We start from the raw sequence: 12,170 nt of genomic DNA, 5'->3' as shown, positions 1-12,170 counted from the left end.
TACTATTTCAAAAACTTAAAAATCAGTTTTAGCAAATGCTTAATATCTTCTTCTGCAATAATATTCTCATCGTTATATTTATATTTCTGATTGATAAACTGAATGGTGGTTATTATCAATATCAGGTACAAATCACTAACGATTAGCGTCTTGTCCAATTCGTTGCGTGACCGACCCATTTCCATCAATTTCTCAAGCAGCATTTGTGTATTTTCCTGGATATGTTTATCGATTACGAAGTTATAATCGTTGGTAAGCACATACAAAAATTTCACCCGGATTGGCTCCTTGTTTGCCAGTTCAACAAAGTGGCGGATTATATTTTCAATGGTTACATGAAATGGCTCACCCTGCTCGATTAGTTTTTCGAACATGCCGAACACTTCGCTGTAAACCTCTTGTAAAATGGCATTTACCAGTTCGTACTTCCCTTTGTAGTGCATGTAGAAATAGCCCGATGCCACTTGTGCATCTTTTGAAATCAATGCCACCGAAGCACCTCCAAAACCATTATCAACCACCAGTTTCATGGTTGATTGTTTTAATCGTTCAATTTTTGTTTGATCTGTAATCCGTGCCATATCTTCGAATTAATAAATGAACGTTCATTCATTTATGCAAAAGTAATTGCTTTACAGAAATGGCAGATGCTTCTTTTTAAGAAATGGCAAAATTTTAGGATGAAATAACATTTAGAGGTACAAAAAAACCGGATTCAAATGAATCCGGTTTTCTGTCAAGATATTGTTTGTTTAAACTAAAATCTTCGCATTAATATTATCGATACTTGCTTTTACACCTTCAAAAGGTTTGCCGTTACCCTGGTTGTCGTCCTCCACAAAGAAGTATTTCATACCTGCAGTTTCGCGTGCATCCATAATACGTTTGTAATCGGCAACACCGGCACCAACAGAAACAATATCGTCTTTGTCAACGGTGTAAAATGGTTCAACTACCTCGTCGCCCATTCCTTTGAAGTGAAGCAGCTGGAAGCGTCCCGGATATTTATTGAACATTTCAACAGGATCCTGGCCTGCTTTCAATGCCCAGTAACAATCCAGCTCCATAGTAATCAGGTCGGCATCCATTTCTTTCAGGAATACATCGTAATAAGGCACCATTCCGTCGGTTGGTTTAAACTCGAAGTTATGGTTGTGGTAACCAAACTGAATACCTACATTTTTCATGATCTCGCCAACTTTATTCCACTCGGCAATCATCTTTTTATAGGTTTCAATGTTACGGTCTTTTTCTTCAATCCAGGGTTGAACACAATATTCAACACCAATTTCGGCATGTGCATCTGCCATTATCTGGGCACTTGCAGTAGTAATTCCTTCGGCTTCAACACTTGTATGGCTACTAATTACTTTCATTCCATTGTCTTCCACCATTTTCTGGAATTCTTTTGGTGCTACGCCATAAAATTTACCATCGGCATACGAGGCCATTTCAACAAATTTATAGCCCATGTCGGCAATTTTCTTTAACGAACCGGCTGCATCCGCTGTCATTGCATCGCGAATACTGTATAGCTGCAGGCCAACTCCCATTCCGGTTGCGGCTTTAACTGCCTCTGTAGCTTGTTCAACCGTTTTTTTACCACCCGAGCCACAAGCATAGGTTCCCAGTGCCAAAACACCTACTGTACCCGCCGTAGAAATTCTCAGAAATTCTCTTCTATCCTTCATGATTTTTACTTTAGTTAGTTATGCTGTATAAAATTTATTTAAATTAAAAACTCTAAAAATAATGAGTTATTTTTTTGAAAGGCACTAATTTATAAAGATTTTGCAGAAAATAGCCAGAACAGACAAATCTGTTACTTTAACACAAACAAAACATCTCCCTTTTGTATGTAGCCGGCAAATTTATTTTCGCTGAGGATGCCAGGAATTTAAAACGGAAATCCGAGGCTAAAATGAAAACGCGACTCGCGATCCTGGTTATTACCCGAAATTAACAACTGAATCGGCCCCATTAGTGAGTCGTACTTAAACCCGAAACTATACCCCCAAATATTATCGCCAAATGGTTGTGTGGCTATATGATCGAACAAATCTTCGTAAGTATCGGCAGTGGCTCCAACATTAACATTTGCGGTTACGTAAAGTCCCGAAGCTATTTCCCAACTGAGTGATGATTTAGCAAGTGCATAATTGTAAGTGTAAATTTCGGCAAAATTAAAGCCTGCCAAATCTTTAAACTGCAGTTTCCCTGGACCAAATTGCGATCCGCCCAACATATACATCCCGTTAGCCCCCGAATCGTCGGTACTAAATCCTGCCCCCACCTCGAAATTGTAGGTAAGCCTGCGCGCAAAAGTTTTATACCAGTTATGATCGATGGTTAATGCGGCGTAAGGCTCATTAATTTCTCCGATTAAATAATCTCTTGGTTCGCTGCTGCTCAGTTTCATGTCGCTATTGGCCGACAATATGTGTTGAAATTCAATATTCAGTTTTATACCTCTTTTGGGGAAATAAAGATCGTCGGTGGTATTTACCTTGTAATAAAACTGATAACCCCAGTCGTGCGATTTCAGGTAATCAAAATCGGTTTCCGCATAAATCGCTTGCAGATCGACACGCGGTGCTATACGGTTGTATTTATAAAATACATTGCCTCCAAATTGCTGGTTTAATCCAAACAAATACTCCAGGCCGTACCCTCCGCCAAAATAACCACGTTTGTAAGTTCCCAAACGTTTCCCGTCATCGTAAAACGGAAGTTTGTAGCGGTAAGTATTCATAAAGAAATAGTCGGAAAGGCGTTGTTTTTTTCCAACGAACCGATTTAACTTGATTTCCATGCCCGGATTTTCGGCGATATTTAACGAAAGCAACATACGCGTAGCCGGAGAAATTACATTCCGCAAAGTAAAATTAGTGGTAATTCCTACTCCCAGATCATCGTCGTAGCGCGGAGCCAGCTTTACCATTGCCCTTGGTGTTTCTTTTACATGAAAAACCAGGATATAACCTTCGCTGTCCCAATCTCTTCTTAACGAATAAGTTAATTTTCCGAAGTGCATGGAGCCATACATAAAATCGATGGCTTCTTTAATATCTTCTGCACTCACCATATCTCCGGCTTCTATTCCCGATTTCGACAAAACAAAATTCTTGCTCAAATAATTCAGCCCGGTAACTTCCATTCCGGTAATCCTGATCTTTTCGGGTTGAGGAATTCGTTCTACGGCTTCTGATTTTAAATCGTATTTATCGGCAAGTGCTTCTATTTCGCTCCATTTTTCACGGGCGGTATCTTCGCCAACCTGCTGAATTTCCTGTCCTTTTACAAAATCGGCTGCCGAATAATCGTGCAAATCCGGGATGATCAACACATCGCATTTTGCAAACTGTTCTTTGGCGTCAACAATTCCAGCCAATGCAATCGATCGTTGTAGAATATCGGTCATCGATTGAATATCGTCAACCGTTACATCTTCCTGAAAACCAACATAAACGCCAATAATAATATCGGCCCCCATATTTATGGCTTCCTGCACCGGGAAATTCCGTGTAACACCACCATCAACCAAAAGCATCGAATCCATTTGTACCGGCGAAAAAACGGTTGGAATAGACATGCTGGCACGAATTGATTTCACCAGGTCGCCCGAGCTGTGTTCGATTGTTTCTCCCGATATCATATCAACCGACATACAATGGAACGGAACAGGTAACTGATTAAAATCTTCATCTTCGGTAAGCGGCCAGAGCAATTCGGAAAAATAAGCTTCAAGGTGTTGCCCGTCAATAACTCCGGCGGGCAGGTTGATTCTTTTTTCACGTATAGGAATCTCGAAAAGGTATTTCTTGGTTTCTTCCTTTTCGTCCATGGCAACGCTTAACAGCCTTTCTTTGTCGGTTAGCAACAAGTCCCAGTTGGCGTTTTTATTGATAGCTGAAAGTTCGTCGGCCGTATAACCAACAGCATACAAACTGCCCATTATACTGCCCATACTGGTTCCGGTAATTATATCGGGGCGAATTCCGGCTTCTTCAAGCACTTTTAGCACACCAATATGCGCCAGCCCCTTTGCTCCTCCACCGCTTAAAACCAAAGCGGTTTTGGGCTTTTCTGTTTGATTTTCTTCTTGTGAATAAACAGGAAATGCAGCCATTAGAAAAAATACAATGGCTACTAATCGACAAGGTATGAGAATCGATCTTTTCATGCCCGAATGGCTTAGTTAATTTCCGTGTTTTCTGTACAAAAATAATTCAGGCCCCGAAAATAGTCAGTATAATCAGGCCCCGGTTTATTTTAATCGCATGAATTTAAGAAATTAACCAATTCGTGCACATCTTTTTTCGATGAAAAAGGATAACCACCCATGGTTTGAAGTGAGTAAATATTGTGATATAGAATACTCTCCTTATGGGGTGTGGCATCTTCAATCATTGCAATAGCTTCCTGGTATAACTGGTCTCTGTACTTCATTCGATTTTGTGTTTAAATATATTATAATCTAATAGATAGCTTTGGTGTTTTGCTTATTTCCCCACCCATTCTTTAAACTCGGTTGCTTTTAGCCGGCTAATGGTGATGGTTTCGTTGAAAGGCGCAATCAGTTTCAAAATTAACTTTCCACCAAAATGATTTTCGAATTTCCGAATGGCATTAATATGTACAATGGAGCTGCGGTTGGTGCGAAAGAACAAATCCGGGGCGAGCTGCTCTTCCAGCTTTTCAATGGTTAAATCAATTACATGCTCTTTTCCCTGAAAAGTAACCGCAGTGGTTACGCGGTTTTCGGTATAAAACCAGGCCACATCATCTACATCGAGTTTAAAATACGATGTTGCGCCGCTTATAAGAAATCGCTTCCGGTATTTCCTTTCCCCCGATGTAATGGCTTGTAACAGTTCTTTATAATCGGGAGCACTTTCAGGCTTTTCTGTTGCTGCCGTCACCATGTGCTCGAATTTTTCGATAGATAAACGCAGCTTGTCTTGCTTAATTGGCTTTAGCAAATAGTCGATACTGTTTACCTGGAAAGCACGTAAAGCATATTCGTCGTAGGCGGTAGTAAAAATTACCATGCTGGTTACATTCACCTGGTCGAAAATGGAGAAGCTAATACCATCGGTTAGCTGAATGTCCATAAAGATCAGGTCGGGTGCCGGATTACTTTTCAGCCAGGCCACCGTGCTCTTTACACTTTCAAACCAATCAATAATTTGCCAGTCGGGCCGCAGTTTTTCAACCATTCCCCGTAGCAAACGATAGTTATGAAGTTCGTCTTCAACAATAATAACTCTCACACTCTGCTTTTTTAATTATTCATTTAGCTTCGTTTTCCCGATTTTGCGGTACAATATCTAAGTTATAATTCAATTTTTCGGTAACTCAAATCGCACTCACAATAATGGCACTTTCACTTCAAAGCGGTTCTCGTCGTACTGAACCACCATTTCTCTTTCGGTTAAAATCTCATAACGTCGCACCAGGTTTTTTAATCCTGTTTTAGTTGAATAGGATGCCTCTCTACGATTCAGGCTATTGGCAACCACCAAATAATCATCTTCAACATAAACTTTAATAATAAGTGGTGCTTCGCGGCTCGTTATATTGTGTTTTATTGCATTTTCGATAAGCAACTGCCCGGTTAACGGTGCTATCTCTTTGTCGAAAACATTGCCGGGCACCAGCGATTCAACATTAATCCCTTCTCCCAGGCGCTCTTTATGCAAGGCACAATAGGCTTTCATAAAATCGAGTTCCTCGCCTAACTTCACCAGGCGTTTGTCTTTACTTTGCAAAACGTAGCGGTACACATCAGTAAAATTTTCGGTAAACTCCACGGCCACATCCGGATCGTATATAATTAACGATTTTAACACACTCAGGTTATTGAAAAGAAAGTGCGGATTCAACTGATCTTGCAACGAGTTATAATCCATTCGCAACTTTTCGCGTTTCATTTCAGCAATTTGCTCCTGCGAGTCGAGCCATTTTTGAGTAAAGCGCGCTATTGTAAGCGAATTGCCCACCATTTGCACAAACACCAAACCGGTAACCATTCCCATAATAACTCCCGAGCGCGACTCGCCTATACCCAGCTTCGGGTCGATGAAATACATGATTATCCGATGGGCAAAAACCATAAAAAGTATTCCAACACTTATCTGCAGAAAAAGCCGCAATTTTATCTTTTTCGGTATGGGTAGAAAGCGCTCCAAAATATTGTCGAGAACAATCTGTAACTCGGCAGCTACATTAAAAGCAACAATTACCACCACATAAATTACCAATGGAATTTTAATATCTTCCTGTGCAGGAATATGGGTAACATACGAAATAAAATGCAACACAAGCACCGCAATTATGCTAATGATAACAAAGCGCACCAGTACACTAACAGGTTCGTAACTGGGTAACCTGGTAGCCAGGTTTTTCTTTTTATTGCTATGTAAGTCGAGGCATTTCATTTCTGCACAACCATTACTTTATTTTTATTCTTCGGGCATATACAGGTTTCCGGTTACACTTTGCCACCTGGTTTTCAGCACCTCGAAATTGGCGATGGTTTGCGTTAACTGCGCTTTTGCCTGCACCCATTGTGCCTGTGCATTTAACATGTCGGTGGTTGTATTTAAACCTACCTCGAAACTGGCTTTTGTTTCTTCCATGCTTTCCCCAGCCTCGTCAACACTTTTTTGCGCCAGCAGAATAGATTCGTACGCTTCCACCACCTGCACTTTTACCTGCATCACCTCAAGATTAATCAAATCATTTGTATGTTGCAAATCGGTTTCGGCTTGCTCAATTTTTAACTGAGCTGCACGCTGCTTCTTTTTCCCCTGTCCCCACTGGAAAACGGGAATAGAAACCTGTGCTGCCAGCATGGGTTGAAAATCGATTTCTTCGTACAAATCTTTCACCCAGTAACTGGTATATTGTGCGCTAACACCAATGGTTGGCAAATAATCGGCACGTGTAATTTTAGCGTTCAGCTCCGATATTTCTTTTTGTTTTTCAAGTATTTTGAGTTCGTTTCGTTGCTCGCTCGCCTGCACTAATCCATCTTCCAGATTAAATAATTTTACTTCGGTATTGGCCTCGCGGCTAATCTGAATCTCGGTATCCAAAGGCTGGCCCAAAATCTGATTCAGGTACATTTTGGCCACTTTTAATCCGTTTCGGGCTTTTAGCAGATTTAAATCGGCTTCGTTTTTCTGAACGGTTACGCGCAATTTTTCACTGGCCGGCTGCAATCCAACTTCGTACATAGCTGTCATTTGCTCTTCCAGCTCGGTAAGCATTTTTATGTATTCTTCGGCAATCCGAATATTCTCCTCAACGGTTGCCACCTGCCAATACGCCTTATCGGTTTGCTCAATCACCTCCGAATATTTCATGTTCAAAGCCATATCGGCAATAGAAACACCGGCATCGGCCTGTTGGTTGGAATAACGAATTTTCCCGCCGGCATAAATGGCCTGGTTAACTTCGAAACCACTGTTTATAAGCGTTAAACTTCCTAAATCGATATTAATTCCCGGGCTCCAAACATCGCTGGTTCCTGAAAAGTCTCCATTCATAGCAGCCTCTTCGCTATCAGCTGTAGGTAAAAAATAACCCGGCATATTTATGGCATCCATTCCCGGGCGGTGCATTAACGAAGACGAAAAACCCACTGATGGCAAATACGCCGTTCTTGCCACTTCCTGATTTACCTGCGCTTCGCGGTTTTGTAAAGCGGCGTTTTTTAATTCTTTATTGAAAGCAACAGCTTGCTCGCGACAATCTTCCAGTGTCATTACCTTTTGTGCATAGCCATTGCTAAAAACTGCCAGCAAAAAGACAGCTATGCCGCTTATATATTTTATTGATTGATTCATCTGTTCTATCTTTTTAGATTGAATTCATTCGTTAAAAAGAAAAAGTTAGCCCCGATTTGTCTAGCCAAAGTACTAGCAATTGTCGTCCCCCCGACAAAAAACCGAGGCAACTTTTTCTACTCTCTATCTAAACTGCATAATCTGTATTATGCCTCTTTTACTGTGTTTAATTTACTCCCATCAACGCGGTACAACACGGTGTAAAGTACCGGTACAACTACAAGAGTAATAATTGACCCGATTGCTAACCCAAACATAATTACAATAGCAGTTGAGTTAAACATTGAATCGGTAATCAGTGGCGCCATTCCCAAAATAGTAGTTAAGGATGCCATCATTACCGGGCGTAAACGCGATAAAGCCGCGTCGATTGTTGCACTTAACCGATCTTTTCCACTCTTAATATTCTGGTTAATTTCGTCGAGCAGCACCACGGCATTTTTAATCATCATTCCAATCAGCCCTAAAGCTCCGATAATTCCGGCAAATGTGAGGTAAACACCCGTTGTAGCCAAACCAAGTACAATTCCGACGAAAGCGAATGGAACTACAAGGAAAATGATGATTGGCTGTTTAAGGTTATTAAATAAACCGATGATAATAATTGCCATCAGCCCCACTGCCAGTGGTAAGAACATAAACAGCGCACTGTTTGCTTCGCCCGAGCGAGCGGTGGCTCCTTCCCAGGTTAATTCGTAACCTTCGGGTAAGTCAATAGCTTCAACTTTTGCCTGAAACTTTGCCTGCACTTCGGCTGCAGTGAATCCGTCGGCAGCATCGCATTGAGCTTTAATGGCGCGTCTATTATCAAGACGATGCACGAGTTCGTAATCCCATGTTACTTTCATGGTATCAACAATTTGCGAAAGCGGAACACTTGCTCGGCTTTGCTGGCCCCAAACCGGGATATTTAATAGCTGCTCAACATTTTCAGCAACTCTATTATCAGTGCGCAAAATAATTGGCATCATTTTATCGCCTTCGTAAATGGCTCCAATCGGACGGCCGTTGGTAGCCACTAAAATAGAGTTCCCCATGTCGGCGCGCGACAAACCTAATGGTTGAGCACGTTCAACCGAATAAACGGGAACAATTTTTTTCGTCTGATTTTTCCAGTCGTCGGTAACATGAATAGCCGACGGCTCATCTAAAAATATCTTTTTTGCTTTGTTGGCCAATTCTTTTAAAACAGCCGGATCAGGCCCGGTAAACTGTGCTTCAATATCTGCATCAGAGAAAGCTGCTCCGTATTCCATTACCCTGAAAAAAGCATTCGGGTAGTTCGTGCTCAAGTACTTTTCAATTTTAGGAATAACCTCAGCCACCCGATCGGTATTGTCTGTTTCAATAATCAAATCGCCATAATTTGAGCCACCATTATCCATATGACGCATTAAAAGATAACGAGCCGGCGGACGACCTACTGAAGCGGTAATGGAATGCACGCCTTCAATTGCAAGAATGTCTTTCTGAATCTGCTCCAGGTCCCTTTCCACAGCTTCGATATCGGCTCCTTGTGGCAACTTGTACTCTATAAAAAACTGGTCGTAATCAATTTTCGACATAAAGTCAACTTTTACAAAACGGAACGACCAGAAGGCAAAGATTAATACTGCAAACGAACCCAATGCAAACATGTATTTATTGCGCACTGCCCATTTTAAAAATTTCCCGAAAATCTTGTATAACCCTTTGTCGTAGGTTTCGGCATGTTCGCCTTTCGGGCGTTCTTTGCGGTAAAAATATTTGGCGTTAAATGGTGTCTGAATCATTGCAAATATCCAGCTTAAGGTAAGCGAGATGATAAGCACGGTAAACAACGACGCCAGAAACTCACCGGCTTCGTTTGGCGACATACGCAAAGGCAAAAAGGCTAAAATTGCAACAGCCGTTGCACCAAGCAAGGGCAGTGCTGTTTTTTGCGCCGTATTTACAAAAGCCTTGCTTCGCTCCATTCCCGATTTCAGATCAACCAGAATACCATCGGCAACAACAATGGCGTTGTCAACCAACATTCCCATAGCCAGAATAATGGCTGCCAGTGTTACACGATGTAATGGAAGCCCAATGGCCAACATTACAATTAAAGTACCCATTATGGTAAAAATCAACCCGCTCGAGATTAACAACCCGGACCGGTAGCCCATGGCAAACATCAGTACAATAATTACAATACCCACTGACATGGCCAGGTTAAGCATAAAATCTTTTACCGCATCATCTACCCGGTCGGGCTGATAATAAACCTGGTTGATTTCCATTCCAACCGGTAATTCTTTTTGTAATTCGGCAAGTTTTTCATCCAGTCGCTCACCTAATTTTACCACGTTAATTCCACTCTCATTCGACAAACCAAGTGTTAAACCGGCTTTGTCGTTGTAAAACAGGGCTTCGCTTTTGGGTTCGAGAAACGATCGTTCGATTGCTGCAATATCTCCCAAACGGAAGTTTCCTCCGCCGGGAACCTGTATCAGCAGGTTTTCAATTTCGTTAATTGTTGAAATTTTTTGGCCAACCCCTACACGAATCGACTCCGTTCCGGTAACAATTGATCCGGGGTTAATGATTGCCGTCTCGTTTTGGATGGAGGCAGCAATATAAAGCGGATTAACATTTAATCCGGCGAGTTTTTCGGGCGAGAATACGATATCAATGGTTTCGGTTTGTTCGCCAAATATCTGCGAACGGCGTACACCACTAACGCTTAACAATTCGCGCTCGATGTATTCGGTATATTTTACCAGTTCATCATGTGTATATCCTTCGGCAGTAATCGCATACAAAATGCCATACACATCGGCAAAATCATCATTTACAATGGGCTCCATTGCTCCCGATGGCAAACTCCCTTTTGCATCGTTTACTTTACGCCTGAGGTGATCCCAAAGCTGTGGCAACTGCGGTGTTTTTACAGTTGGCTGGATGTTTACGGTTATTAACGACAAGCCCGGTTTTGAAACCGATTTTATATCGTCGATATTTTCGAGTTTTTGAATTGCTTTTTCCAGCACGTCGGTAACTTCCAGCTCAACTTCGTGTGCTGTTGCTCCGGGGTAAACTGTAACAACTGTTGCAGCTTTAATCGGAATTTCGGCATCTTCGAGTTTCCCGATCTTATTGTACGCAATTACTCCTCCAAGCAACACGGCCACCAAAATGGTGGAAATCATTGCTTTCTGATTCAGTAGTTTTTCCAGCATTACAATAATCCTCCAATATTAGTTTCCGAAGGAGTTTTTATCGGTTTTACTTTTTGCCCTTCCACCAGGTAGTGCACTCCGGCAGTAACTACCTGTTCGCCACTGTTTACTCCCGATTCAATATTTACACGCCCCAATGTTCCGTCGAGGTTCGTTGTAACTTCGCGTTTTTCAACTTTATGAGTCGACGAATTGTAGATCCAAACGTAAGTATTTGTTTCTTCGTGAAAAATTGCAGATGACGCTACCGAAAGCTGATTTTCGTTTACTTTGCAATACACTTTAATTTCGGCTGTCATTCCGGGCGCTACTTCCAAATCATTTTTATTATCGAACGCGTATTTTGCTTCGTACAAACCATCGTGCATGGCTTTTTCGCTAACGCTAAACAATTTTACGGGCAGGTTACTAATTCCGGCATTCGCTACGGTCAGGTAACTTTCCATATCGTTTTTTACACGCTGAAGTTGACTTTCGGAAACCGAAACAACCGCTTCAAGATGTGAATTGTCGATAATTGAAACAATTGGTGTTCCGGCTCCAACGGTTTGAAAATTCTCTACAAATTTCTCGTAGATATAGCCTGAAAACGGGGCTTTCAGCTCGGTGTCGCGCAATTGGTTTTGTGCGTTTTCGTAAGCTGTTTTTGTCATCAGGTACCCCGACTTGATTTTTTCGAAAGTATTTTCCGGAATTTTGTTTTGCTCGATTAACTGTTTGTACCGCTTGTACTCACTTTCGGTTTGCTCGAACTGCGCTTTGGTGGTTTCTACCTGAAGTTTGTAATCGCGTTTGTCGATTTCGGCAATAACCTGGCCTTGCTTAACGTAGTCGCCTTGTTTTACATTCAGTTTCAATAACGGTCCCCCAACACGAAACGAAAGCGAGGTAAGGCTTTTCTCCTTTATTTTCCCGTTCAGTGTAATTGTGTTCTGAGTTACACCATCGGTAACGGTTTCAATCTTTACATTTTTAATTGTTTCGGCCTGAGGCTCTTCTCCGGTGCTGTTTTTGCACCCTGTGAAAGCAGCCAGGGCAGCTGCCAGTACGAACAAAATGTTTCTGAAATTCATATAATGTTTTATTTTATTATCCAATTACGCAGCAAAATTAGTTT

Annotated in this window: 9 protein-coding genes; all 9 read right to left on the bottom strand. The window is 41.6% G+C overall.

The genetic code is table 11. The annotated features are described in order from the left end of the window. Window positions 1-2 precede the first annotated feature (2 nt). Window positions 3-581: a TetR/AcrR family transcriptional regulator gene (locus BMW53_RS12445; protein WP_038556230.1), complete on the bottom strand. Its 579-nt coding sequence runs from the start codon at window positions 579-581 to the stop codon at window positions 3-5. A 171-nt stretch (window positions 582-752) separates the two neighbouring features. After that, window positions 753-1,691, bottom strand: a complete 939-nt coding sequence (locus BMW53_RS12440) for a sugar phosphate isomerase/epimerase family protein (protein WP_051567607.1) — start codon at window positions 1,689-1,691, stop codon at window positions 753-755. A 206-nt stretch (window positions 1,692-1,897) separates the two neighbouring features. Next, window positions 1,898-4,183 (bottom strand): patatin-like phospholipase family protein, encoded by a 2,286-nt coding sequence (locus tag BMW53_RS12435; protein ID WP_081804764.1) that lies wholly within the window; start codon window positions 4,181-4,183, stop codon window positions 1,898-1,900. 89 nt (window positions 4,184-4,272) lie between these two features. Then, on the bottom strand, window positions 4,273-4,449 hold the full coding sequence (locus BMW53_RS20965; RefSeq protein WP_157470744.1) for a hypothetical protein: 177 nt from the start codon (window positions 4,447-4,449) through the stop codon (window positions 4,273-4,275). 53 nt (window positions 4,450-4,502) lie between these two features. Beyond that, window positions 4,503-5,273 carry a LytR/AlgR family response regulator transcription factor gene (locus tag BMW53_RS12430; protein WP_038556236.1) on the bottom strand — a complete coding sequence of 257 codons (771 nt, stop codon included), beginning with the start codon at window positions 5,271-5,273 and terminating at the stop codon, window positions 4,503-4,505. A 96-nt stretch (window positions 5,274-5,369) separates the two neighbouring features. Then, the gene (locus BMW53_RS12425; RefSeq protein WP_038556239.1) at window positions 5,370-6,440 is read right to left on the bottom strand and encodes a sensor histidine kinase; all 1,071 of its coding nucleotides are present in this window, start codon (window positions 6,438-6,440) and stop codon (window positions 5,370-5,372) included. A 24-nt stretch (window positions 6,441-6,464) separates the two neighbouring features. Next, a complete protein-coding gene (locus BMW53_RS12420; RefSeq protein WP_038556241.1) occupies window positions 6,465-7,853 on the bottom strand; it encodes a TolC family protein in 1,389 nt (462 codons plus the stop codon). Window positions 7,854-7,999: 146 nt separating this feature from the next. Further along, a complete protein-coding gene (locus tag BMW53_RS12415) occupies window positions 8,000-11,053 on the bottom strand; it encodes an efflux RND transporter permease subunit (protein WP_038556245.1) in 3,054 nt (1,017 codons plus the stop codon). Next, window positions 11,053-12,126, bottom strand: a complete 1,074-nt coding sequence (locus BMW53_RS12410; RefSeq protein WP_038556248.1) for an efflux RND transporter periplasmic adaptor subunit — start codon at window positions 12,124-12,126, stop codon at window positions 11,053-11,055. The genes BMW53_RS12415 and BMW53_RS12410 overlap by 1 nt, the downstream gene beginning before the upstream one ends. Window positions 12,127-12,170 lie beyond the last annotated feature (44 nt).

The organism is Draconibacterium orientale, from assembly GCF_900111425.1.
Taxonomy (GTDB): Bacteria; Bacteroidota; Bacteroidia; order Bacteroidales; family Prolixibacteraceae; genus Draconibacterium; species Draconibacterium orientale.
The sequence above is the reverse complement of the archived record's forward strand: the minus strand, read 5'-3'. Positions and strand labels throughout refer to the sequence as shown.